The organism is Variovorax sp. 679, from assembly GCF_003952185.1.
Lineage (GTDB): Bacteria > Pseudomonadota > Gammaproteobacteria > Burkholderiales > Burkholderiaceae_C > Variovorax.
This window is the reverse complement of sequence record NZ_RXFS01000018.1, coordinates 41,478-65,442: the sequence shown is the minus strand read 5'-3', so window position 1 is coordinate 65,442 and position 23,965 is coordinate 41,478. Positions and strand designations below refer to the sequence as shown.

The 23,965-nt window shown below is 68.9% G+C and carries 27 protein-coding genes; 18 read left to right on the top strand and 9 right to left on the bottom strand.

Annotated elements, in window-relative coordinates:
• Positions 1–19: 19 nt before the first annotated feature.
• Together EJO71_RS31835 and EJO71_RS31830 are read right to left on the bottom strand one after the other, a co-directional pair.
• Positions 20–610, bottom strand: coding sequence for a GNAT family N-acetyltransferase (locus EJO71_RS31835; protein WP_125952639.1), 591 nt, complete (start codon positions 608–610; stop codon positions 20–22).
• Positions 607–1,317: a cytochrome b/b6 domain-containing protein gene (locus EJO71_RS31830; protein ID WP_125952638.1), complete on the bottom strand. Its 711-nt coding sequence runs from the start codon at positions 1,315–1,317 to the stop codon at positions 607–609. The genes EJO71_RS31835 and EJO71_RS31830 overlap by 4 nt, the downstream gene beginning before the upstream one ends.
• 161 nt (positions 1,318–1,478) lie before the next feature.
• On the opposite strand from EJO71_RS31830, the gene EJO71_RS31825 reads away from it, so the two are divergent.
• Positions 1,479–1,925: a cytochrome c gene (locus EJO71_RS31825; RefSeq protein WP_125952637.1), complete on the top strand. Its 447-nt coding sequence runs from the start codon at positions 1,479–1,481 to the stop codon at positions 1,923–1,925.
• A 162-nt stretch (positions 1,926–2,087) separates the two neighbouring features.
• Here the strand turns inward: EJO71_RS31825 and EJO71_RS31820 are convergent, their stop codons facing one another.
• Entirely contained in the window at positions 2,088–2,585 is a 498-nt protein-coding gene (locus EJO71_RS31820; RefSeq protein ID WP_019657670.1) for a TlpA disulfide reductase family protein, read from the bottom strand.
• Between the two features lie 99 nt (positions 2,586–2,684).
• On the opposite strand from EJO71_RS31820, the gene EJO71_RS31815 reads away from it, so the two are divergent.
• From EJO71_RS31815 to EJO71_RS31745, 15 genes are all read left to right on the top strand, one after another.
• Positions 2,685–3,233: a hypothetical protein gene (locus EJO71_RS31815; RefSeq protein ID WP_125952636.1), complete on the top strand. Its 549-nt coding sequence runs from the start codon at positions 2,685–2,687 to the stop codon at positions 3,231–3,233.
• Positions 3,234–3,399: 166 nt separating this feature from the next.
• Positions 3,400–3,855 carry a PTS fructose transporter subunit IIA gene (locus EJO71_RS31810; RefSeq protein WP_125952635.1) on the top strand — a complete coding sequence of 152 codons (456 nt, stop codon included), beginning with the start codon at positions 3,400–3,402 and terminating at the stop codon, positions 3,853–3,855.
• Positions 3,824–4,093 carry an HPr family phosphocarrier protein gene (locus EJO71_RS31805; protein WP_125952634.1) on the top strand — a complete coding sequence of 90 codons (270 nt, stop codon included), beginning with the start codon at positions 3,824–3,826 and terminating at the stop codon, positions 4,091–4,093. The genes EJO71_RS31810 and EJO71_RS31805 overlap by 32 nt, the downstream gene beginning before the upstream one ends.
• A gap of 146 nt (positions 4,094–4,239) precedes the next feature.
• The gene (ptsP, locus tag EJO71_RS31800) at positions 4,240–6,051 is read left to right on the top strand and encodes a phosphoenolpyruvate--protein phosphotransferase (RefSeq protein WP_125952633.1); all 1,812 of its coding nucleotides are present in this window, start codon (positions 4,240–4,242) and stop codon (positions 6,049–6,051) included.
• Positions 6,052–6,195: 144 nt separating this feature from the next.
• Positions 6,196–6,570 (top strand): DUF4148 domain-containing protein, encoded by a 375-nt coding sequence (locus EJO71_RS31795; RefSeq protein ID WP_125952632.1) that lies wholly within the window; start codon positions 6,196–6,198, stop codon positions 6,568–6,570.
• A gap of 157 nt (positions 6,571–6,727) precedes the next feature.
• Positions 6,728–7,192, top strand: a complete 465-nt coding sequence (locus EJO71_RS31790; RefSeq protein ID WP_125952631.1) for a Spy/CpxP family protein refolding chaperone — start codon at positions 6,728–6,730, stop codon at positions 7,190–7,192.
• The gene (locus tag EJO71_RS31785; protein WP_125952630.1) at positions 7,185–7,661 is read left to right on the top strand and encodes a DUF4260 domain-containing protein; all 477 of its coding nucleotides are present in this window, start codon (positions 7,185–7,187) and stop codon (positions 7,659–7,661) included. The genes EJO71_RS31790 and EJO71_RS31785 overlap by 8 nt, the downstream gene beginning before the upstream one ends.
• Positions 7,655–8,047 carry a hypothetical protein gene (locus tag EJO71_RS31780; protein ID WP_125952629.1) on the top strand — a complete coding sequence of 131 codons (393 nt, stop codon included), beginning with the start codon at positions 7,655–7,657 and terminating at the stop codon, positions 8,045–8,047. The genes EJO71_RS31785 and EJO71_RS31780 overlap by 7 nt, the downstream gene beginning before the upstream one ends.
• Before the next feature lie 50 nt (positions 8,048–8,097).
• Positions 8,098–8,793 (top strand): response regulator transcription factor, encoded by a 696-nt coding sequence (locus EJO71_RS31775; RefSeq protein ID WP_164546958.1) that lies wholly within the window; start codon positions 8,098–8,100, stop codon positions 8,791–8,793.
• Between the two features lie 59 nt (positions 8,794–8,852).
• Positions 8,853–10,202, top strand: a complete 1,350-nt coding sequence (locus EJO71_RS31770; protein ID WP_240651862.1) for a HAMP domain-containing sensor histidine kinase — start codon at positions 8,853–8,855, stop codon at positions 10,200–10,202.
• A 142-nt stretch (positions 10,203–10,344) separates the two neighbouring features.
• A complete protein-coding gene (locus tag EJO71_RS31765; RefSeq protein WP_125952626.1) occupies positions 10,345–11,388 on the top strand; it encodes an NADP-dependent oxidoreductase in 1,044 nt (347 codons plus the stop codon).
• 173 nt (positions 11,389–11,561) lie between these two features.
• Positions 11,562–12,116: a fimbrial protein gene (locus EJO71_RS31760; RefSeq protein ID WP_125952625.1), complete on the top strand. Its 555-nt coding sequence runs from the start codon at positions 11,562–11,564 to the stop codon at positions 12,114–12,116.
• 229 nt (positions 12,117–12,345) lie between these two features.
• Positions 12,346–13,125, top strand: a complete 780-nt coding sequence (locus tag EJO71_RS31755) for a molecular chaperone (protein WP_125952624.1) — start codon at positions 12,346–12,348, stop codon at positions 13,123–13,125.
• A gap of 20 nt (positions 13,126–13,145) precedes the next feature.
• Positions 13,146–15,800, top strand: coding sequence for a fimbria/pilus outer membrane usher protein (locus EJO71_RS31750; RefSeq protein WP_125952623.1), 2,655 nt, complete (start codon positions 13,146–13,148; stop codon positions 15,798–15,800).
• A complete protein-coding gene (locus EJO71_RS31745; protein WP_125952622.1) occupies positions 15,797–16,813 on the top strand; it encodes a fimbrial protein in 1,017 nt (338 codons plus the stop codon). Before EJO71_RS31750 ends, EJO71_RS31745 begins: the two co-directional genes overlap by 4 nt.
• A gap of 14 nt (positions 16,814–16,827) precedes the next feature.
• On the opposite strand, the gene EJO71_RS31740 is transcribed toward EJO71_RS31745, so the two are convergent.
• From EJO71_RS31740 to EJO71_RS31720, 5 genes are all read right to left on the bottom strand, one after another.
• Positions 16,828–17,145, bottom strand: coding sequence for a hypothetical protein (locus tag EJO71_RS31740; RefSeq protein ID WP_125952621.1), 318 nt, complete (start codon positions 17,143–17,145; stop codon positions 16,828–16,830).
• A gap of 76 nt (positions 17,146–17,221) precedes the next feature.
• Entirely contained in the window at positions 17,222–18,061 is an 840-nt protein-coding gene (locus EJO71_RS31735) for a DMT family transporter (protein ID WP_125952620.1), read from the bottom strand.
• 82 nt (positions 18,062–18,143) lie between these two features.
• Positions 18,144–18,839, bottom strand: coding sequence for an AraC family transcriptional regulator (locus tag EJO71_RS31730; protein WP_125952619.1), 696 nt, complete (start codon positions 18,837–18,839; stop codon positions 18,144–18,146).
• Between the two features lie 53 nt (positions 18,840–18,892).
• On the bottom strand, positions 18,893–20,029 hold the full coding sequence (locus EJO71_RS31725) for an SLC13 family permease (protein ID WP_125952618.1): 1,137 nt from the start codon (positions 20,027–20,029) through the stop codon (positions 18,893–18,895).
• Entirely contained in the window at positions 20,010–21,542 is a 1,533-nt protein-coding gene (locus EJO71_RS31720) for a class I adenylate-forming enzyme family protein (RefSeq protein ID WP_125952648.1), read from the bottom strand. Before EJO71_RS31720 ends, EJO71_RS31725 begins: the two co-directional genes overlap by 20 nt.
• A 229-nt stretch (positions 21,543–21,771) precedes the next feature.
• On the opposite strand from EJO71_RS31720, the gene EJO71_RS31715 reads away from it, so the two are divergent.
• Complete coding sequence (locus EJO71_RS31715) at positions 21,772–22,014, top strand: GlsB/YeaQ/YmgE family stress response membrane protein (RefSeq protein ID WP_125952617.1); 243 nt, start codon at positions 21,772–21,774, stop codon at positions 22,012–22,014.
• Positions 22,015–22,049: 35 nt separating this feature from the next.
• Positions 22,050–22,541 carry a hypothetical protein gene (locus tag EJO71_RS31710; RefSeq protein WP_125952616.1) on the top strand — a complete coding sequence of 164 codons (492 nt, stop codon included), beginning with the start codon at positions 22,050–22,052 and terminating at the stop codon, positions 22,539–22,541.
• Positions 22,542–22,547: 6 nt separating this feature from the next.
• On the opposite strand, the gene EJO71_RS31705 is transcribed toward EJO71_RS31710, so the two are convergent.
• Positions 22,548–23,963 carry an efflux transporter outer membrane subunit gene (locus EJO71_RS31705; RefSeq protein ID WP_125952615.1) on the bottom strand — a complete coding sequence of 472 codons (1,416 nt, stop codon included), beginning with the start codon at positions 23,961–23,963 and terminating at the stop codon, positions 22,548–22,550.
• Between the last annotated feature and the right edge of the window lie 2 nt (positions 23,964–23,965).

Below are 23,965 nucleotides of genomic sequence, written 5' to 3'. Positions count from 1 at the left end.
TCGGCCGCTTCGGCCCAGATCAGGAAAGATCCACTTTCAGATAGTGAGCCCCGGCGACGGGGTTGTGATAGTAGGGCGGCACCTCCGCGAAACCCAGGTCTTCGTAGAGTGCCCGCGCCGACTCCATGTCGTCGAGGGTATCGAGCAGCACGCAGCCGTATCCGGCATTGCGTGCCGCATCGAGGATCGCCTCGGCCAGCTGGCGACCCAGCCCAAGGCCGCGGAAGCCGGGGCGCACGTACAGGCGCTTCATTTCCGCCGCGTTCACGTAGTCCGCGCTGTCGAGCGGCCGCAGCGCGCAGCATCCGGCCACATGGGCCAGCGTGCCATCGGCACGTTTGAGCGTCGGCGCCTGGCGCCCGGCGTCTTCCTTGACATTGACCGGATCGACCAGCGCGAGCAGCAGCGCGCCGCGTGGTTCGGCGTACTCGCCTGGCAACTGCGCCAGTTCGCCGTCGAAATCCTGGAAAGCCAGGTCGATGCCCAGTGAGCCTGCGTAGTCGCGGAAGATCGCCCGCGTGGCTTCGATCTCGTGCGCTTCATCGGGAGCAAGCAGCACCACGGCGGGCATTGCCGACAGCGGCAGGGGGCGTGACACGGAGAAGCTCATACGCGCAACGAGGAAACCCAGTAAGCCACGCCCGCGCACAACGCGAACAGCACCAGTGCCAGCCAGCGCGAGGCCGCATCGTCGCGGCTCGGCGCCACCTGGCCGTTCTCGGAGGAAACCAGCTTGTCGCCCGTCACCATCGGCCGCACCAGCCGGTGCCGCTTGATGAGCACGTAGAACAGCACCGCCAGCACGTGCAGACTCACGAGCGCGATCACGGCCCACTTGCCCTGAGCCTTGTGCCAGCCTGTGGCCAGGCTCACGACCCCGCCCGACACGAAGCGCGTGAGCGGCCCCGATGCCGAGATCTCGTCATCCGCCATCAGGCCGGTCGCGACCTGCAGCAGCAGGATCGCCAGCACCGCGAACACCGACAGCGCGCCAAGCGGCGTGTGTCCGATCAGGTGATCGGGATGCGCCCGCCCGCGCAGGTAGGCCGCGAGCGAGCCCGGCCCGTAGACGAAGGCCGCGAAGCGCGACCAGCGCCCGCCGACGAAGCCCCAGAGCAACCGGAACAGCAGCAGCGCCAGCACCGTGTACCCCATGCGGAAGTGCCATTCCATGGCCCCGTTCAGGCCGGTGACGATCATGCCGATGACGGCGATGGCCAGCGCCCAATGGAAAAGGCGCGTCGGCAAGTCCCAGACCCGTGTACGGGCGCCGGGGCCGGAGGCCGCGCGAAGGGCGGCCACGGAGGAGTCGGTCATCAGGAAAGGCGCTGGGGGCGCAATGCTGCGGAAGGCGCAGATTAGCAAAGTCCGGGCCCTTGCCCGCTTCGGGTTGTTGCTATGCGCCGGACGCGGCCCGCCCCTACACTCGCCCGCAGCGCTGCGTTCGACGGCGTTTTTCCCCACAACGAGGACCCACGATGACCCGAATTGCTTCGTTCGCCCTTGCAGCCGCCTGTGCTGCCATGTCCCTTCCCGCGGCGGCCCAGTTCGCCAAGCCCGAGGATTCCATCAAGTACCGCCAGAGTGCGCTGTTCGTGATGAGTCAGCATTTCGGCCGCCTCGGCGCAATGGCCAACGGCCGCGTGCCCTATGACGCCAGCGCCGCCGCGGCCAACGCCGAAGTGGTCGCCGACATGGCGAAGCTGCCCTGGGCTGGCTTCGGCGCCGGCACCGAGGGTGGCAAGGCCAAGCCTGAAGTCTGGAAGGAAGACGCCAAGTTCAAGGAGCGCCAGCAGAAGCTGATGGAAGAAACAGGCAAGCTGGTGACTGCCGCCAAGGCCGGCAACCTCGATGCACTCAAGGCCCAGTTCGGCCCGACCGCCGCGAGCTGCAAGGCCTGCCACGACAGCTTCCGCGCCCAGTAACCGCTGCTGCCTTTCGGCACAAAGCAAAAGGGCGCTCCAAGGAGCGCCCTTTTGTTCATCCAGGGATACCGCGGAACCGGCTCTGCCGGGCCGCAGGTATCGCCTCCGGAAGGGGGTTGGCGAAGCGACACGAAGTGCGCGCAGCCTGGGGGAGAGCCCTTTCTAAGCCTCGGCCAGCAGCTTTTCGATCAGCTTGTGCAGTTCGGCGAAGTCGGGTTCGCCCACATAGCGCTTCACGATCTCGCCGCGCTTGTTGACCAGGTAGGTGGTCGGCGTGAGCTTCACGTCGCCCCATGCCTGCGCCACGCTGCCGGTGTTGTCGATCGCCACCTTGAACGGCAGCTTGCGCGTCTGGGCGAAATTGACGACGTAGCTTGGCGGGTCGTAGCTCATGGCCACTGCCAGGGTGTCGTAGCCCTGGGCCTTGTACTTGTCGTAGGTGGCGATGACCTTGGGCATCTCGCCCACGCAGGTCACGCAGCTCGTGGCCCAGAAATTGACCAGTGTGACCTTGCCCTTCAGGTCCGCCGTGCTCTTCTGCGTGCCGTCGAGCAGCACGAAGGTGGAGGCGGGGGCGGCGGTGGCGCCGGAGCCGAGGTAAACGCCCACGCCGGTGGCCAGTGCGACGACGACGGCGGCTGCGGCGAGGTATTTCTTCATGGCTTCGTGCAAGACAAGGGCGGCGCGATTTTAGTTCCGCATGCCGGATCGTGCTGGCGACATCCCGCTGGCTCGGCGCCGCTCGATAATCGCTGCCCCATGCCGCCGCCCGTTGTCGCCTTCTTCCCCCGGCTCGTGCTGGCCGCGGCCGCCCTGCTCGCAGCCTGCAGCCCCGCCTTCAACTGGCGCGAGGTGCCGATCACCGGCGCCGGCCTCGTCGCGATGCTGCCCTGCAAGGCCGACCGCGCCACCCGCGCGCTGCCTCTGGGCGCCGAATCGGTACAGGTCGACATGACGGGCTGCGAGGCTGGCGGCGCGACCTTCGCCATCGCGCATGCCTCAGCGACCGGCCCCGAGCAGGCCGAAGCCTGGCTTCACGCATGGCATGCCGCCACGCGCGGGCAACTGGGCGAGGCGCAGGTGACGGAGTCCCGCGCGAGCGTGCAGCGTGCGACTGCCGTGCCGGCGCCTCTTCAGCTCGATGCCCAGCCGCAACAACAGCAGGGTGCCGCGACGCAGCTGCAGGTGCTCTGGTTCGCGCAGTCGCAGAAGGACGGCACGGTGGCGCTCTACCAGGCCACGGTGCTCGGCCGGCCCTCCTCGGCCGAGGCGTCGAAAACCTTCTTCGAGGGCCTGAGGCTTCCATGAATTTCGGCAATCCTGCCGGTGTGGCGCTGCCTGCTATGGTTCTGATAGCTGCCCCGCCCGCGTGCTTTCGTGCGGCACTGACCGTTTTTCACGGCTGCCGCGTTATGAGGCATATCTACTTCCCCTGGACGCCCCCGCATAATCGACGCGTCGTCCTCCGTCCCGCATGAACAGCATCTTCATCATCGCCCACTCCCCGTTCGCGCACGCGATGCGGCAGTGCGCGCTGCATGTGTTTCCCGATTGCGAGCAGGCCATTGTCGCGCTCGACGTGCTGCCCAACGTGTCGCCCGAAGAAACGCTGGCTGCTGCGCGCATCACGCTCGCGCAGCAGCTGCACACGCCGCGCACGCAGGTACTGGTGCTCGCGGATGTGTTCGGCGCCACGCCCTGCAACGTGGCGCAGAAGCTGGTGGACGGCGTCCGGTCGCGGCTGGTGGCGGGAGTCAATCTTCCGATGCTGCTGCGTGCCGTCACCTACCGGCACGAACCCCTGGAGACGCTGGTGCAGCGCGCCCTCGCGGGCGGCACCGCGGGCGTCATGCAGGTGGCGGTGGCGGCTCCCCAGAACCAGGCGAAAAGAAAGCACAGTGATCAAGAAATCCGTGACCATCAGCAATAAGCTGGGCCTGCACGCACGCGCATCGGCCAAGCTGACCAAGCTCGCGGGCAGCTTTCCCTGCGAAGTGTGGCTCTCCCGCGGCGACCGCCGCATCAATGCCAAGAGCATCATGGGCGTGATGATGCTGGCCGCCGGCATCGGCACCACCGTCGAGCTGGAAACCAACGGCCCCCAGGAAGAAGAAGCGATGAACGCCATCGTCCACCTCATGGACGACAAGTTCGGCGAAGGCGAATGAAATGGTCCACCCCCAGGCTTTTTCACTTCGTGTAAACGCCACCCCCCTCGCCGGGGGCGATGCCGGTCGCCCGGCAAAGCCGGTTCGACGGCATCCTGTGAATTCGCGCGTGCAGCGCGCCCAAAGCGAACCGGGGGCCTGAAGGTATGACCTTCGCAGTCCACGGCCTCCCCGTCGCCCGTGGCATTGCCATCGGGCGCGCGGTGCTGGTGGTGTCGAGCCGCATCGACGTGGCCCACTACTTCATCAAGCCCGAAGAGATCGAGACCGAGATCGACCGCGTGCGCACCGCGCGCAATGCGGTGGCCGACGAGTTGGCGAAGCTGCAGGCCAACGTCGCGCAGATGGGACCGAACGATGCGCCGCACGAACTCGCTGCGCTGCTCGAGGTGCACCAGATGCTGCTGCAGGACGAAGCCCTGAGCGGCGGCGTCAAGCACTGGATCAGCGAGCGGCTCTACAACGCCGAATGGGCGCTGACCACGCAGCTCGAGATCATCGCGCGCCAGTTCGACGAGATGGAGGACCCGTACCTGCGCGAGCGCAAGGCCGACCTCGAGCAGGTGGTCGAGCGCCTGCTGCATCGCATGAAGGGCACGGCCGCCGTGCTGGCGCCGAGCCCGCCGCGCCGCAAGCGCGCAGCCGCGCCGGTCGAGGACGGTGACGACAGTGACGACCCCACCGCGGGCGACGGCATCGACGTGCCGCTGGTGCTCATTGCGCACGATCTCTCGCCGGCCGACATGCTGCAGTTCAAGAAGAGCGTGTTCGCCGGCTTCGTCACCGACGTGGGTGGGCGCACCTCGCACACGGCCATCGTCGCGCGCAGCATGGACATCCCGGCCGTGGTCGGCGCGCGCACCGCGAGCCAGCTGGTGCGGCAGGACGACTGGGTCATCATCGACGGCGACGCCGGCGTGGTGATCGTCGATCCTTCGCCCATCATCCTGGCCGAGTACGGTTTCAAGCAACGCCAGGGCGACCTCGAGCGCGGCCGGCTCGCGCGACTGCGCCACAAGCCGGCCGTCACGCTCGATGGCCAGCGCGTGGAGCTGCTCGCCAACATCGAGATGCCCGAAGACACCGTGGGCGCGGTCAAGGCCGGCGCGGTGGGCGTGGGCCTGTTCCGCAGTGAATTCCTCTTCATGGGCCGCGACACGAGCACGCGCCAGACCCGCCTGCCCGACGAGGAAGAGCAGTACCAGGCCTACAGGCGCGCGGTCGAGGGCATGCAGGGCATGCCGGTCACCATCCGCACCATCGACGTGGGCGCCGACAAGCCGCTGGACAGCATCTCGGCCAACAAGCAGGAGCACCTGAACCCCGCGCTCGGCCTGCGCGCCATCCGCTGGAGCCTGGCCGATCCGGCGATGTTCCTCACGCAGCTGCGCGCCATCCTGCGCGCGGCGGCGCACGGCGAGATCCACCTGCTGATCCCCATGCTCGCGCACGCGAGCGAGATCCGCCAGACGCTGTCGCTGATCGACTTCGCGCGCACCGAGCTCGACAACCGCGGCGCGGTGTACGGCCACGTGAAGCTCGGAGCCATGATCGAGATTCCGGCGGCTGCACTCACGCTGCGCATCTTCCTGAAGCACTTCGACTTCCTGTCGATCGGCACCAACGACCTGATCCAGTACACGCTGGCCATCGATCGTGCCGACGAATCGGTGGCGCATCTCTACGACCCCGCGCACCCCGCGGTGCTGCGCCTCGTGGCCGACACCATCGCGGAGTGCCGCCGCCAGGGCAAGGGCGTGGCCGTGTGCGGCGAGATGGCGGGCGACGTGGCCTTCACGCGCCTGCTGCTGGGCTTGGGCCTGCGCAGCTTCTCGATGCATCCCTCGCGCATCCTCGCGGTGAAGCAGGAAGTGCTGCGTGCCGACACCGGCAAGCTCGAAGCCTGGGCCAAGGGCATCCTCGACTCCGATGACCCCGCCGCTGCGATGGCGGGCTGACGCCATGAACTGAGCGTACTTTTCACTCACCCTGGCGGGTGAGTGAAAAGAAACGAAACACGCCGAAACTGCGGCGAAAGGACTTGCCCGGACCCCGCAAGCACCATCAGGCCTTCTCTTCAACCACTGAAAGAAAGGCCTGAAATGAAGTCCGTCTCCTTCACCCAGATCGTCGCCGTCGCATCCTTCGCCATGCTCGCCGCAGCCGGCGCGAAGGCCGAAAGCTACGAGGGCGTGCAGCCCGCCGTGTCGGCCAAGAGCCGCGCGGATGTCAACGCCGAAGCCGTCCGCACCGCATCGGCTCCCGACCAGAACGTGGTGCGCGGCTCGCGCGGCCCCGAGACCATGGCCGTGTCGACCGAGCGTGGGCGCATCGTCGCCGAAGCAGTGCGCGCTGCCGCGGCACCCGACCAGAACGTGTCGGCCAGCTCGCGCGTGAACAGCCAGGTCATCTCGACCATGCAGAACCCCGTCGACGCGCGCGCCGCGGCTGCCAACGCCAAGAGCAGCCGGCTGTAAGCCGGGCTGTTAAAGCCTCTTTCATCAACCAAGCCCTCGTTCTTTTTCAGGGACGCCGCGGAACCGGCTTTGCCGGGCCACAGGTGTCGCCCCCGGAAGGGGGTTGGCGTAGCGACACGAAGTGCGCGAAGCCTGGGGGTGAGCCAAGGACATCGTCATGAAACACTGGATCAAGCGCACTCTCTTCGGCTTCGCGGGCGCCGCGATGGTCGCCGGCAGCATCGCCGGCTGCAGCAGCTACCGCCACGGCTGGGGCGGCGACAGCGCGGAGTTCCGCGCGAAGATGGTCGAACGTGTGGGCAGCAAGCTCGAACTCGACGCCAACCAGAAGCAGAAGCTCACGGTGCTGGCCGAGAAGCTGCAGGCGCAGCGCGAAGCCATGCGCGGTGCCGGCGGCTCGGGCGATCCGCGCTCGCAGTTCAAGGCGCTGTTCGCGGGCAACAAGCTCGACCAGGCCGGCGCCGCACGCCTGATCGACGAGAAGACCACCGCAGTGCGCAACGGCAGCCCCGAGATCATCGCCGCCGCCGCCGACTTCTACGACAACCTGAATGCCGCGCAGCAGCAGAAGGTGCGCGACTTCATGGAGCGTGGTGGCCGCCGCTGGAGCCGTCATGGTTGAGCTCCCGTCGTTTCGCCTGCCGCTTTCGCGGGGGCGTGACCCGTGGGCCGGCAAGGCGGGCTCCACGGTGTCCTCCGCAGAGGCCACGACTGCGGTCACCGGCGGGGTGCGCGCGCTGCTTCAACTCGAAGGCGCCGTGGTGCTCGGCGTGGCGCTCGCGGCCTATGCGCAGTTCGGCATGGGCTGGGGCGTGTTCGCGCTGTGGCTGCTCGCGCCCGACCTCTCGCTGCTGGGCTATCTCGCAGGCCCTCGCGTGGGCGCGGCGCTCTACAACGCGGCGCATTCGTACGTCGGCCCGGTGCTGCTGCTGGCGCTCGGCGTGCTCGCGGCCATGCCGTGGGCGGTGGCCGGCAGCCTGATCTGGCTGGCCCACATCGGCGTCGACCATGCGCTCGGCTACGGGCTCAAGTACGCGACGGGTTTCGCCGCCACGCACCTGGGCCGCATCGGAAAGGCCGACCCATGGTGAGCCACGACAGCACTGCTTCCCACGCCGTGCATGCGCCCGCCGCGCGGGCATGGATGCTGACCGAGGCGCTCGCGCTCGGCCTTGCATCGATGGGGCACGCGGGCTTTCTCGTGCCCGGCCACGCGCACACGGCGGCCCGCACCGCCGAGGCCGTGATCGCCACCGTGCTCGTGCTGGCCTCGGTCGAGACCTGGCTGCGTCCTCACAATGCGCGGCGCGCCGCCATCTTCGGCCAGGGCTTCGCTCTGCTGGGCACGCTGGTCGGGCTCGGCACCATCATCGCGGGCATCGGCCCGCGCACCGTGCCCGACGTGGTCTACCACGCGCTGCTGCTTTCCGTTCTCGTGACGGGCCTGACCTGGGCGGTGCGATGCCGGCAGGTCTGATGGTCAGCGAAGTCATCCGCCAATTCCTTGTCCGGAGGCACAATCCCGCCATGCCGCGCATCCTGCTGATCGACGACGACGAACACCTCGCCGCGCCGCTGACCACTTACTTCGCACGCTTCGGCTGCACGCTCGAGAGCGCCGTGCGCCCGAGCGACGGCCTGGCCAAGCTGCGCGCAGGCACTTACGACGCGGCCATCCTCGACGTCATGCTGCCCGAGATGGACGGCTTCGAACTCTGCCGCGAGATCCGCAAGGAAAGCGACATTCCCATCGTGATGCTCACCGCCCGCGGCGAGGTGATGGACCGCGTGGTCGGCCTCGAACTCGGCGCCGACGACTACGTGCCCAAGCCCTTCGAGCCGCGCGAGCTGGTGGCGCGCGTGCAGACCATCCTGCGCCGCCAGCGCAGCGCGCCGCAGGCCGCCGCCAACGGCGCGCAGCACCGCGTGTTCGACGGCCTCTCGATCGACCTCGACCGGCGCCAGGTGCTGCGCCACGGCGAGCGCGTGGAGCTCACGGGCACCGAGTTCGAGCTGCTGGCGCTGCTGGCGGCCGAGCCCGGCAAGGTCTTCAGCCGCGACGACATCCTCAACCGCCTGCGCGGCCACGAGGCCGAGCTCTACACGCGCGCGGTCGACATCGTGGTGAGCCGGCTGCGCAAGAAGCTGGAGCCGCTGGACTGCATCAAGACGCTGCGCAACGCCGGCTATGCGTTGGCTGTGGCACGCAGCGAGACTGCATGAATTTCGGCCGCAGAGAGTCCCGCAGGATGAGGTGGCGCGGCGAGGAGTGCCGCGACGAAATGACGCGCGGCGACTGGCACGCCAAGTGGCACGCGCGCTGGAACGAGAAGGTGCAGGGCAAGCGCCGCTGGCGCCGCTCGCTGCGCGTGCGGCTGGTGCTGATGTTCGTGATGCTCGCGCTGGTGATGGCGGCGGTGTTCATGGGCGGCATGAAGAAGTCGTTCTCCACCGGCTGGGCCGAAGCCGCCAAGCCGATGCTGACCGACTACGCCGACCGCCTCGTGGCCGAGATCGGCACGCCGCCCGATGTCTCGCGCGCGCAGGCGCTGGTGGCGCGGCTGCCCATCACCATCCGCATCGTCGGACCCAAGGTCAACTGGGACTCCAATCCAGGCGGCGCGAACAGCCCCGGTGGCTGGATGCACGACCGCGAAGACGTGTTCGGCGGCGACAAGTGGTTCATTCGCCCCACGGCCGACGGCCACCGCGTGATCTTCGGCTGGTCGCCCAAGCTCTGGCAGCTGGCGCCGCGCGTGATCGGCTGGGCCACGCTCGGCCTGCTGCTGTCGTGCGTGCTGCTGGCGTACGCCTACGTGAGCCGCCTGCTGCGGCCCTTGATCGACATCCGCGAGGGCGCGCAGCGCTTCGGCCGCGGCGAGTTCACGCAGCCCATTCCTGTGCGCCGTAACGACGACCTCGGCGACCTCGCGGAGCGCATCAACACCATGGCCGAGGACATCCAGGCCATGCTCGACGCCAAGCGCGGGCTGCTGCTGGCGCTGAGCCACGAGCTGCGCTCGCCGCTCACGCGCGCCCGCCTCAACGCCGAGCTGCTGCCGGCCACGCCCGAGGGCCAGGCCGAGCGCGAGGCGCTGCTGCGCGACCTCAACGAGATGCGCGACCTCATCAGCGACCTGCTCGAAAGCGAACGCCTCGCGAGCCCGCATGTGGCGTTGCAGCGCGAGCCGGTCGACCTGGCGGCGCTGGTCCGCGAGATCGTTGCCGAGATGCCCGGCGCGCAGCATGTGCACCTCGACCTGGCCGAGGGCCTGCCGGCGCATGCCGTCGACCGCATGCGCATCCGCCTGCTGGTGCGCAACCTGCTGGACAACGCGCTGCGCTACAGCGCCGACGCGCCCCGGCCGCCGTGCGTGTCGCTGCGCGCGGTGCTCGACGTTAGCAGCCAGGGTGTGGAGATCGAGGTGCGCGACCACGGTCCGGGCGTGGACGAGGAACAGCTCGAGCGGCTGACCGAGCCCTTCTACCGCACCGACGGCGCCCGGGCGCGTGCCACCGGCGGCGTCGGCCTCGGCATGTACCTGTGCCGGCTGATCGCCGAGGCGCACGGCGGCAAGCTGACCTTGCGCAATGCGCAGCCGGGGCTGCAGATCGTCGTCAGGCTGACCTGACCCACCGGCGCGAGCCGGCCCTGGCCGCGCCTGTCACCTGCGCTACCAGCCCGGCCGGAGGCCGCGACTACGATGCATGCGCCCGGGCGCCGGCACTCCCGCCGAGCCCGCCATGCCCGTCATTCAAGGTCAAGGAGACTCCATGAGCAGCCCACTCACCAACCACCAGGTTCGCCTCGCCAAGCGCCCCGAGGGCACCGCCACGCGCGAGAACTGGAAGTTCACCACCGAACCCGTCGGCGAGCCGGCCGAGGGCGGCGTGCTCGTCAAGACGCTGTCGCTGTCGCTCGACCCCGCCATGCGCGGCTGGCTCAACGACGCCAAGAGCTACATCCCGCCCGTGGGCATCGACGAAGTGATGCGCGCCGGCGGCGTCGGCAGCGTCATCGCCTCGAAGAATCCGCAGTTCGCGGTGGGCGACACCGTCTACGGCACGCTGGGCGTGCAGGAATACATCCTGATCCCCGAGGACCAGATCAAGCGCAACGGCCTGGTGAAGATCGACCTGCGCGTGGGCACCATCACCCAGTGGCTCAACGTGCTGGGCATGCCCGGCATGACCGGCTACTTCGGCCTGATGGACGTGGGCATGCCCAAGCCCGGCGAGACGGTGGTGGTTTCCGGCGCGGCCGGCGCCGTCGGCCAGACGGTGGGCCAGCTCGCCAAGATCAAGGGCTGCCGCGTGGTCGGCATCGCCGGCGGCCAAGCCAAGTGCGACTGGGTGGTGAAGGAGCTGGGCTTCGACGCCTGCATCGACTACAAGGCCGGCGCCGCCGCGGTGCGCGAGGGCCTGAAGACCCATTGTCCGAAGGGCGTGGACATCTACTTCGACAACGTCGGCGGCGAGATCCTCGACATGGTTCTGGCGCGGCTCGCGCGCAAGGCACGCATCATCATCTGCGGTGCCATCAGCCAGTACAACAACGCCAACAGCATGCCGGCCGCCGGTCCGAAGAACTACCTGAGCCTGCTGGTGAACCGCGCGCGCATGGAAGGCATCGTGGTGTTCGACTACGCCGACCGCTATCACATCGCCATCGCCGAGATGGCCGGTTACCTGAAAGAAGGGCGCATGAAGAGCAAGGAAGACATCGTGAAGGGGCTGGACACCTTTCCCGAGTCGCTCAACAAGCTCTTCGCGGGCGAGAACTTCGGCAAGCTGGTGTTGCAAGTTGCCGAAATGTAGTGTCGATTTGTTAACTTCCGTGTAAATTTCACGTACGTTCTGATAACAATGTCAACCACGGTTAACTAGCAACAACACACCTTCTTCTTGCTTCATCGACTGCATAGACTGCGCGCCTGCCTTGCATCAGCAGGTCGCAGTTCTGCCACATCAATCCTCAGGGAACGCAAGAAATGAAGAAGTTTGTAATCGCCAAGTTCGCAGCGCTGGCCGCTGTCGGCCTGCTGTCGCAAGGTGCCTTCGCCGCCGACGGCACCATCAATTTCACCGGTGAGATCGTCGACGCACCCTGCTCGATTTCTCCCAACAGCCAGAACATGACCGTGCCGCTGGGCAAGGTCTCGCGCACGGCATTCGACGGCGCCACTGCCGGCACCGCGGTGGTCGGCAAGAAGGCCACCCCCGCCAAGTTCACCATCGACCTGCTGGGCTGCGGCGCCACCGCCAAGGGCGCGACCGTGACGTTCACCGGCACGGCCGACACCGACGCCACCCTGCTGCGCCTGGCCAATGCCGGCCAGGTGGGCGTGGGCGCCGCCTCGGGCGTGGCGATCGAACTCGGCGACTCCGCCGGCACCAAGATCCCCCTGGGTCAGGAATCGGGCCAGTACGTCCTGGGCCTGGGCGACAACTCGCTGAAGTTCCAGGCTGCCTACATCGCGACCAAGACCGCCGTGACGGTGGGCCCGGCCAACGCGACGGCCCAGTTCACCGTCGCCTACAAGTAAGCAGCCGCCGTCCCGCGGCATCCACGGCCCGCCGAAGCGCCCGCCGCTTCGGGCCGGCCGGTGATGCCGCCAATGCCCGGCGCCGCCTCCGGACTCCACGTCCCCGCAGGCGCCGGCATTCCCTTTCTTCCCGCATTTTTCCGATGGCGCCGCAATGCGCGCCGTCGCGCCGGGTTCGCGTGTTCCACGTCCTTCATGCGTTCGACCCGGACCGAGGATTTCTTCTCTTATGTGCAGCAACAACCGCTTCCGATGGGCTTTCGCCATCCTGCTGATGCTGGGCCTGCAGTGGCCGGCCGGCGCGGGCGTGATGCTCGGCGGCACCCGCGTGATCCTCGGCGAGAAGGACCGCGAAGCCTCCATTCCGGTGAAGAACACCGGCGTCTCGCCCTACGTGGTGCAGAGCTGGATCGATGCGGGTGAAGGCAGGAACAAGACCCCGCTGCTCGTCACGCCGCCGCTGTCGCGGCTCGATCCGGGCATGGAGAACATCCTGCGCATCATGCGCACGGCCGGCGAGCTGCCGGCGGACCGCGAGTCGGTGTTCTGGCTCAACGTCAAGGAGATCCCCGAGAAGTCGAAGGAGGAGAACGTCCTCCAGATCGCGGTGCGCAGCCGCATCAAGGTGTTCTACCGGCCCTCGGGACTGCAGGGCAAGTCCGACCAGTCGCGCGGCCAGCTCAAGTGGGCGGTGAGTGCCGGCGCGCAGGGGCAGGGCGCGGTGCTGAAGATCGCCAACCCCACGGCCTACCACGTGACCTTCACCGCGCTGAACGTCAACAATGGCCAGCAGCTCATCAACGCCGACATGGTGCCGCCGTTCGGCGAAGTGACGTACCCGCTGGGCGCGGTGAAGGCGCCGCAGGCGGTGCAGGTCGGCTACACCACGCTCAACGACTACGGCGGCGAGACGCCCGAGGAGCGCGTGCAGGTGCCGGCGGGCGCCGAGCCCGTGGCGGTGACGGTCGAGACGGTCACCCCGCCGCCCGCCGACGGCGCCAAGCGCTGAAGACGCCAGGGCCGATTGCCATGCGCTGCCGCCTGCCTGCCCCGTTCCGGCTCACCCTGTGCGCGGCCATGCTGGGCGCGCTGGGTGCGGCCGGCCACGCGCAGCAGCAGTCGCAGCAGCTGGCCGGCTCCAGCTTCAACGAGGAATTCCTGAACATCGGCGGCGACCAGCCCCACGCCGACCTGTCGCTCTTCTCGTTCGGCAACCGCGTGCTCGCGGGCAAGTACATGGTCGACGTGTCGCTCAACGAACGCGGCACCGGCCAGACCGAGATCCGCTTCGTCGACAGGGAAGGCAGGAACGACGCCGAGCCCTGCATCACGCGCGGCATGCTCGACGACTGGGGCGTCAACGTGGCGGTGTTCGCCGCGCTGGTGAATGCACCCGACGACGCCTGCATCGACCTTTCCGCCATCAGTCCTGAAGCCAGGTACAGCTACGACGCCGGCAGGCAGCGCCTGTTCGTGAGCATCCCGCAGGCGGCGCTGAAGCGCTCGGCGCGCGGCGCGGTCGGCCCCGAGAAATGGAGCAGGGGCATCACCGCCGGCATGCTGGACTACCAGCTCAACTTCGCGCGCTACAGCGGCGACAAGTACCGCAACGACGTGAATCCGTTCGCGACGCCGCAGAGCGCCTTCGACGGCAATCCCTTCGCCGACACGAACAAGACCCTGCAGCGCAACACGCTGTTCGCGGGCCTGCGCGCCGGCTTCAACTACGAGGACTGGCGCTTTCGCCACTACTCCACCTACAACAGGGGCATCGATGGCCAGAGCCGCTGGCAGGGCATCAGCACCTATGCGCAGCGCGACATCGCCCCGATCAAGGGCAGCCTGCTGATCGGCGACGGCAACACGCCCGGCAACTTCTTCGACAGCGTGCCCTTCCGCGGCGTGCAGCTGGCCTCCGACGACGCGATGCTGCCCGACAGCCAGCAGGGCTATGCGCCCACCGTGCGCGGCGTGGCGCAGACCAACGCGCGCGTCACGGTCCGGCAGAACGGCTACGTGATCTACAGCACCTTCGTGGCGCCGGGTCCGTTCGTGATCGACGACCTCTACCCGACCGTCTCGAGCGGCGACATCGAGGTCACCATCACCGAGGCCGACGGCCGCGAGATCAAGTACACCCAGGCCTTCTCCGCAGTGCCGACGCTGCTGCGCGAAGGCACCTGGCGCTACTCGGCCACCGTGGGCAAGTACCGCAACAACTACTTCGGCACCACGACCGCCGGAAGTCGTCCCACGCTGACGCAGCCCACCTTCGTGCAGGCGACGCTGGCACGCGGCCTGGGCAACGAGTTCACGCTCTACGGCGGCCTGCTGGCGGCCAACATCTACCAGTCGGTGCTGGTGGGCTTGGGCAAGAACATGAAGGACTTCGGCGCGGTGTCGGTCGACCTCTCGGCCGCGCGCACCACCGACCGGACCCCGGTCAATGGCGAGAGGATCTTCAACGGGCAGTCGCTGCGCTTCCTCTACTCGAAGGCCATCCTCTCGTCGGGCACCAACTTCCGCGTGGCGGGCTACCGCTACTCGACCAGCGGCTTCCGCACCTTCCAGGAAGCGGTGCAGATGCAGGACCTGCTGCCCTTCGAGTCCTTCAACAGCCGCCGCAACGAGATCCGCTTCGAGGTCTCGCAGCAGATCAAGGACTGGGGCAGCGTGTTCGCGTCGGCCCGCCAGCAGAGCTACTGGGGCACCAGCGCGAAAGAGAGGCTGGTGCAGGTCGGCTACTCGGGCAACTACAGGCAGTTCGGCTACAGCGTCTACTACAACTACACCACCAGCCTGAACCGGGCACCGGTGCGCCAGCTGATGTTCACGCTGAGCATCCCGCTGGGCGACACCCGCGCCAGCGCGCAGTACGCCGTCAACCGCGACAGCACCGGCCGCCTCAACCAGCAGGCCAGCGTCTACGGCTCGGCCTTCGACGACAGCCGCCTGACCTACAACGTCACCGCCAGCAATGCGAACCAGGGCGCAGGCAGCGGCGCCAGCGCGAGCGCGAGCTACCTGTCGTCCGTCGGCCGGCTGGACCTCGGCTACTCGCAGGGCCGCGGCTACGGCCAGAGCACCGTCGGCGTCGCCGGCGGGCTGCTGTTCCATGGCGGCGGCGTCACGGCGTCGCAGCCGCTGGGCGAAACCGTTGTGCTGGTGCAGGCGCCGAAGGCGCAGGGCGTGGGCTTCGAGTCCCGGCCCGGCGTGGCGACCGACTGGGCCGGCAACGCGGTCATTCCCAACATGACGCCGTACCGGCTCAACCGCGTGGCGATCCGCACCGGGGACCTCGGCGACACGGTGGAAGTGAAGAACGCCGCGACCGAGGTGGTGCCCACGCGCGGCGCCGTGGTGGTCGCCAGGTTCGAGACCTCGGTGGGCTTCCGCCTGCTGATGGTGCTCACCGACCGCAAGGGCCGCGTGCTGCCGCTGGGCTCGAAGATCGAGAACGAGGCGGGCCAGGAGGTCGGCATCGTCGGCCCCGAGGGCCAGGCCTTCGTGACCGGTGCGGGCAACAGCGGGCGGCTGACCGTGCGATGGGGCCAGGGCCCGGCCGACCAGTGCGTCGTGCCCTACAGCCTGCCCGACGAAAAGAACCCGCCGCCGATCCGCGAGCTGAACGGCCAGTGCGCCGCCATCGGGCCGGACGCCGTGCAACCGAAGGGAGCGGAATGAGCCGCAGCCATGCATCCGGAGCGCTGAAGTTCGCGCGCCTCGCCTTTCCGGCTCTCGGGGCCCTCGCGCTGCTGCTCGGCGCGCAGGCCGCGCGCGCCGCCTGCTACGTGACGCCGGGCTACATCGAGAAGACCGTCAACATGGCGATGGGCCGGGTCATCATCCCGAACGATGCCGCCGTCGGCACCATGTTCAAGAGCCAGCTCTTCCCGCTGCCGCTGACGGGCACCACCAACAAGCCGTGGACCTGCTCGGGCGGCGGCAACGTCAAGGGCGTCATGCTGCAGGGCTCCCCCGTGGCGGGCTACGACCACGTGTACACCACCAACGTGCCCGGCGTCGGCATCCGGCTGTCGCGCTACTTCGACCAGACCGCGGTCAACTACTACCCGCACGATCGCTCGACCACTACGGATTTCGGCGACTTCAACGAGGCTTCCCGCTTCCAGGTGGAGCTTTTCAAGATCGCGGCCGTGACGGGCAACGGCCCGCTGGCCCAGGGCACCTACACGCAGTACTACAGCGTGGCGGACAGCAAGTCGGTGCTCACGACGAACCTGCTGGGCGAGGGCATCACCATCATCACGCCCTCGTGCTCGGTGGACCTGGGCTCGCGCAACATCACGGTGGATTTCGGCAAGGTGCCCCAGAGCAGCTTCAAGGGCAAGGACACGACCGCGGGCGATCGCAAGTTCAACATCAAGCTCAACTGCAAGGCCGGGCAGAACGCGCAGAACACCGTCTACCTGCGCATGGACGCCACGCCGGACCCGTCGAACGTGCAAGGGGTGCTGAAGATCACCCAGGGCGGCACGGGCACCGCGACCGGCGTGGGCATCCAGGTGGTGGACAACCAGAGCCTGCCGGTCAAGTTCGGCGACGAGGCGCTGGTCGGGCCGTCGAAGGACGGCGACTATGTGCTGCCCTACACCGCGCGCTACTACCAGACCGCCGACAAGGTGACGCCGGGGCGCGCGGACGGCACCGCCACCTTCACCCTCGACTACAAGTAACAAGTAGCCGGCGTTCAGCCCAGGTCGGGCCGCAGCGGGATGTCGCCCAGCGCGTCGTCCTCGCGCAGGCTGCGCGCGGCCTTCAGCAGCTCGATCGACAGGCCGTCGCCATGGCCCGCGAAGCCCCGGGCGATGCCTTCGAGCACCGTCGACAGGCCGTTTTCGCCGTCGCCGCGGGCATCCATGCTGATGTTGAGCACCCGGGCCGCCATCTGGCGGTAGGTGACGGCGCCCGCGCCCTCCAGCGCGGCCACCAGGTCGAGGTACAGCGCCAGGTTCAGGTCGAACACCAGCTTGGGCGTGATCTCGAAATCCCTGTTCTTGTCGTCCATGTGGGTTGGCTCCTTTTTTCCTGAGCCTCCACTCTAGCCACAAAAAATGAAGCCGCCGCTTCGGATACAGCCTGATTCAGCGCGCGCGGGTGCCCATGACCGCCGCCGAGATGATGAGCCAGGCCGCGAGCACGATGGTCCAGGTCAGCGGCCGCCCGGTCACGAGCAGCAGCAGCGCCGTCGAGCCCAGCGGCGTGAGGTAGCTCAGGATGCCGATCTGCCGCGCGTCGCCGCGCTTGAGCGCCATGTCCCACACGAAGAAGGCCGCGCCCAGCGGGCCGAGGCCGCAGAGCACCAGCAGCAGCCAGTCGCGGCCCGACAGCGCCACCGAGGGCTCCAGCACCGCGTGGCAGACGAGCGAGAGCGCGCCCGAGACCAGCCCGAACAGGCCGATCGCCGAGGTCGGGAAGGCCGGCACGCGCTTCGTCCACAGCGAATAGCTCGCCCACACGAAAGCCGAGGCCAGCGCCGGCAGGAAGCCTCGATAACCGTCGAAGGACATCGTGCCGCCGCCCGCCCCGAGGATCGCCGCCGCCGCGCCCGCGAAGCCCAGCAGCCCCGCCACCAGGTGCAGCGGCCGCAGCGACACGCCCGGCAGCAGCACCGGCGCCAGCACCACCATCAGCAGTGGCCAGAGGTAGTTGACCAGGTTGGCCTCGACCGGTGGTGCGTAGCGCAGCGCGATGAACAGCAGGAAGTGATAGCCGAAGAGCCCGTAGATGCCCAGCGCCAGCGTGCGCGGCGGCACCTTCCAGGCGGCACGGTCTCGCAGCACCAGCGGCCAGCTCGGCACGCTGCCGATGATGAGCGCCAGTCCGGTCAGCAGGAAGGGCGGCAGGTGGGACAGGGCAGTGCCCAGCGAGGCGAGCGTGGTCCACAGCGCGATGGCGATCAGGGCGTAGGCGGTCGATGGCATGGACGGCGAGGCTACGCGATGCGGCCGTCGCGCAATGACGGTCCGTCGTCGCGGAACGACGGTCCTCGAACCGAAAGAAGCCTCAGCGCCGCAGGGCCGCCGTGAGCGCCGATGGCGAGCGGTAGCCCGTGCGCCGGGCCGTCTCCGCCACGCTCATGCCGCCCAGCCGCAGTTCGCGTGCATGCGCCAGCCGCAGCGAGCGCAGCCAGTGCATCGCGCTCACGCCCTGTTCGTCGCGGCAGCGCTGCGCGAACTGGCTCGGGCTCAGGCAGGCGACATCGGCCAGGTCGGCCACGCTCAAAGGCTCGTGCCAGCGGGCCCGTGCCCAGTCGGCGAGCAGGGGCCAGTCGATACGGCGGCGGCGCGAATCGGATGGCGACGCCGGCGCGGGGCTCCAGGCCTCCAGCAGCAGCGCGGGACCGTGCTGCAGGGCAAGGGCCGAAGCCTGCGGCTGCTTCATGCATTGCGCCAGGTAGCGCGCGAGCGTGTGCAGCTGCGGCGAATCGGGTGGCGCGCGCTCGGCGCAGCGGGCCCATGCAGGCTGCGTGGTGTCGAGCACCAGGCACACGGCGCCATGCCTGCGCGCGCTGAAATCGTGCCGGTCGCCCGGCGCGACCACCTGCGCCTCGCCGGCGGCAATGCCGGCGCCCCGGCCTTCCACCTCGATCTCGAGCACGCCGTCGAGGCCGATCAGCACCTGGAAATGGTCGTGCGCGTGGCTGCCGTGCGAGTGGCCGTAGTCGCGCAGGGCCAGGGTGTGCGTGACGGGCGTGTGCATGGGAAGAGGCTGGGAAGGGAGAGGTCGATTGTCTGCCCGCAGCCCCGCTGCTGTCACCCCAGCCGCAGCAGCAGCGCCGAGGCCGCGCACACGAGCAGGAACGGAATGCTGATGCGATGGAACTCCCGCAGCCCGTTCGGCAGCTTTGCGAGCCGCAGCGCGATCAGGTTGGCCAGCGAGCCCAGCACGCAGCCGAAGCCGCCCACGCTCACCCCGGCCGCCAGCGCCGGCAGGTCGCGCACGTGGCCGTCCAGCAGGATGGCGGCCGGCACGTTGCTGATGAACTGCGAGGTGACGATGGCCGCGAGGTAGGCGCGCCAGCCTTCGGTGATCGGCCAGTGGCCGAGCAGGGCGACGACCACGGGCAGCTCCGCCAGCTGCCGCAGGTCCACGAACATCAGCGCGATGATCGCGAGCAGCGCCCAGTCGATGCCCCGCAGCACGCGCGGGTACGTCACCAGGAACACGCCGAACACCACGCCCAGCCCCGCCAGCAGCCAGTGCCGGTCCAGCGCGACCACGAAGCCGACGAACAGCACGCCCGACAGTGCCAGCATGCGCGGCTGCACCGGCGCCGCCTCGGCCTCGGGCTTCAGCTCGATGGGCGTGCGCGGCACCAGCAGCCACACCGCGACGAAGAGCCAGAACAGCATCACCGCCACCGTCGGCCCCATCATCCCCATGAAGGCGACGAAGCCCTCGCCCGAGCGGTGCCACAGGTACAGGTTCTGCGGATTGCCGATGGGCGTGAGCGCCGAGCCCGCGTTCACCGCCAGCGCCTGCAGCACCACCAGCCGCGCCAGCGGCAGGTGCGCCTGCGTGGCGAGCACGCGCGTGAGTGGCACCAGCAGGAAGAGGCTCACGTCGTTGGTGACCAGCGCCGAGAGAAATGCCGCGCTGGCCGTCAGCAGCATCGCCAGGCTGCGCTGGTTGTGGGTGCGCGCTAGCAGGCGCTGCGCGGCGGACTGCAGCATGCCGCTGCGCTCCACGCCCTGCGTGATGGCCAGCAGCCCCGTGAGCGCGCCCACCGTCTGCCAGTCGACCAGCCGCAGCCAGTCCATCGGCGCGCGCGGGCGCAGGAACGCGAACAGCACCGCCACCGCAACCAACACCCACAGCAGGCCGTTGCCGCCGCCGCCGTGGTCGGGCGCCGTCGCCGCCCCGGCGGTATCAGCGGCCGACGAGTTCACGCAACTCGCGCTTGAGTACCTTGCCGATCGCGCTGCGCGGCAGCTCGTCGATGAAGGCGAGCCGCGCCAGGCGCTGCGTCTTGCCGAGCTGGGCGTTGGCCCACTGCAGCAGCTCGTCTTCGCCGGTGGCATCGCCCTCGCGGCGCACCACGAAGGCCACCGGCGTCTCGCCCCATTGCTCCGACGGCACGCCGACCACCGCCACGTCGGCCACGGCGGCGTGGCCACGCAGCACGGCCTCGAGGTCGCTCGGGTAGATGTTGAAGCCGCCGCTGATGATCATGTCCTTCTTGCGGTCGAACAGCGTGAGGAAGCCGTCTGCGTCGAAGCGGCCCACGTCGCCGGTGCGGATGAAGCGCTTGCCGGTGGCGTCGAACCATTCGGCCTCGCGCGTCTTCGCGGGCTGGCGGTGGTAGCCGGTCATCATGCCGGCCGAGTGGCCAACCACCTCGCCGGCCGCTTCGGTGTTGTCGCGCGGCAGCTCGTTGCCTTCCTCGTCGATCAGGCGGATGTCGCTGCCCTCGGCGGGCCGGCCCACCGTGTGCAGCTTGGTCGGGTTCAGGTGCGCTTCGAGGATGCAGGTGCCGCCGCCCTCGGTCATGCCGTAGAACTCGACCAGCCCGCCGGGCCAGCGCTTGAGCACGTCGGCCTTCAGCGCGGCGTTGAAGGGCGCGCTGGTGCTGAACTTGTGCCTGTACGAAGACAGGTCGTGCTCGTCGAAGCGCGGATGCGCCATGAGCCGCTGGTACTGCACCGGCACGAGCATGGTGTGGGTCACGCGGCGCTGCTGCGCCAGCTGCAGGTAGCCCAGCGCGTCGAACTTGGGCATCAGCACCACGCAGCCGCCGAAGGCCAGCGTGGGGAAGAACACCACCAGCGTGGTGTTGGAGTACAGCGGCGTCGACAGCAGCGTGACGGTCTCGGGGCCGTATTCGTACCTGGCGCCGCGCTGCACATGGGCCCAGCGCATGCCGTGGCCCTGCACGATGCCCTTGGGCTCGCCGGTGGTGCCCGACGAATAGATGATGTTGAATGCCCAGCCCGGCTGTACCTCGACGGCCTCGGGCTGCGCGCCGGCCGGCGCCAGCCAGCCTTCGATGTCGCGGCCGACCTGCGAGCCGTCGAGCGCCACGCGCGGGATGCCGCCTTCCTTCGCGGGCCCGATCACCTCGGCGGCCGATGCATCGCTGAACAGGATGCGCGCATCGGCATCCTCGATCATGCGGGCCAGGCTGGCGGGCGTGGAGCCGGGTGCCAGCGGGGCCACCGCGACGCCCGCGCGCAGCGCGCCCAGGAACACCGCCGCGTAGTTCACCGACGACGAGGCGCAGATGGCGATGGCGTCGCCCGCCTTGAGCCCGTCGCGCTGCAGGCTGGCCGCGATGCGGTCCATCAGCGCATCGAGCGCGCGGTAGTCCAGCGTGCGGGAGGCATCCGCGAGCGCGGCGTGATCGGGTGTGTGCAGTGCGTGGAGGCGGACCAGATCGGCAATGGCGCCGAAGCTGCGTTCCATGGAGGCTTGAACAGCGGAGTGCATGAGAGGACGGTCCTTGGGGTACTGGCTTCGTCTTGGCCAGCCGGCAGGATAGCGGACCCGCCGCGCAAGGCCAGCGCCTAGGTGACGCCGTGCCGGTGCAGGACGGTGCGCCGCCGCGTCAGTTGCCGCTCAGGAAGCCGGGTCCACGATCCCTGCGCGCCGTCGCGATGCGGCGGCGGCGTTTGTTCAACAACAGGGGGTTTCCGTGCACATCATCTGGACGATTCTGATCGGCTTCATCGCCGGGCTTCTGGCGCGCGCCGTGCTGCCAGGCAACAACTCGATGGGGTTCATCCTCACCGCGGTGCTCGGCATTGCCGGCTCGCTGGTCGCGACCTATGCCGGGCAGGCCCTGGGTTGGTACGCCGCGGGCGCGGGCGCCGGCTTCATCGCCTCGGTGGTCGGCGCGGCGGTGCTGCTCGGGGTCTGGCATCTCGTGACCCGCTGAAGCAATCCGACCAGATCATCAAGGAGCTCGCCATCATGGGTTTACTCGACATCCTCCAGCAGGCCATCGGCAACAACAATGCCGAAGCCCATCTCGACCAGGTCGCGCAGCACGCCTCTCCCGGCGAGCTGGGCGCGGGGCTTGCCGCGGCCATGCGCTCGGACCAGACGCCGGCTTTCGGCGACACGGTCGGCAAGCTGTTCGGCCAGTCTTCGCCGGCGCAGCAGGCCGGCGTGCTCAACCAGATCCTGGCCACGCTGGGCCCGGCCGCCGCTTCCGCGCTGGCCGGCGGCGTGCTCGGACGCATGCTCCAGCCGGGGCAGACGCAGATCACGCCCGACCAGGCTTCGCAGCTCTCGCCCGCGCAGGTGACCGAGATCGCCGCGCATGCAGAAGAGCAGCACGCGGGCGTGATCGACGAGGTCAGCCAGTTCTACGCGCAGCACTCGGGGTTGATCAAGACGCTGGGCGGCGCGGCCATCGCGATCGCGCTGGCGAAGATGAAAGAGAACGCCACGCGCGGTTGAGCCGCTTCAGCCGGCCGAGGCCGGCTGCGTCGTGCCACCCCCGCCCATCACCTTGTAGAGCGTGATGCGGTTGCCCTGCTCCGAGAGGCGCAGCGTGATCAGCGTCTGCTGCGCCGTGTACAGCGAGCGCTGCGCGTCCAGCACTTCGAGATAGCTGTAGCTGCCGTTGCGATAGAGCGCCTCCGACAGCGTGAAGCTCTTCTGCGTGGCATCGACCAGCGACTGCTGCGCAGCGAGCTGCTCGCCCAGCGAGCCGCGCACGGCCAGCGCGTCGGCCACTTCCTTGAACGCCGTCTGCACCGTCTTCTCGTAGGTGGCGAGGTCGATCTCGCGCTGCGCCTTGGCCGAATCGAGGCTGGCGCGGTTGCTGCCGGCATTGAAGATCGGCAGGCTGATCGAGGGCGCGAAGCTCCATGTGCCGTTGCCGCCCTTGAACAGGCCCGACAGTGCCGTGCTCGACGAGCCCGAGCTCGCGGTCAGCGAGATGGTCGGGAAGAAGGCCGCGCGCGCCGCGCCGATATCGGCGTTCGAGCCCTGCAGCGTGTGTTCCGCTGCCAGCACGTCGGGGCGCTGCTGCAGCAGCGTCGATGGCAGGCCGGCGGGCACCTCGACCAGCGCACTGGCGGTGGCCATGCCGGTGGCCGGCAGCAGCTCGTCCGGCACGGTGGCGCCGGCCAGCAGGTCGAGCGCGTTGCGGTCCTGCGCCACCTGCGCGGTGTAGCTGGCAACGTCCACGCGCGCCGAATCCACCGTGGTCTGCGCCTGGGCGAGCGTCAGCGCCGAGCTGGCACCCAGCGCCTTCATGCGGCCGGTCAGCTCGTAGGAGCGCTGCTGGCTCGCGAGCGTGTCCTGCGCCAGCTTCAGCCGCTCGTTGTCGGCGGCCAGCGTGAGCCAGGCCGATGCGACCTCCGCCACCAGGCTGATCTGCGTGCTGCGGGTCGTGGCCTCGGTCGACAGGTAGCTTTGCAACGCGGCCTCGTTGAGGTTGCGCACACGGCCGAACAGGTCGAGCTCGTAGCTGCTGAAACCCAGCGAGGCGGTGTAGGTGTTGCCGATGGACGATTCGCCGCTGCTGCTCGTCGCCGCCGAGGTGCGCTGGCGCGTGCCGCCGGCGGTGGCCGAGACGCTGGGGAACAGCTCGGCGCGCTGCACGCCGTACTGCGCGCGCGCCTTCTCGATGTTCTGCACCGCCACGCGCAAGTCGCGGTTGTTGGCCAGCGCGAGTGCGATGGTGCGGCGCAGCCGGTCGTCGGTGATGAAGCTCTGCCAGCCGGTGGTGGCGGGAACCGTGCCGTCCGCAGCGGCAGTCCACTTCGAGGGGATCGGCGCCTCGGGCCGCGAGTACACGGGCGCGAGGTTGACGCAGCCGGCCAGCATCGCGGCGACGGCAAGGGAACAGAGTCGGAAATGAACGGATGTCATGG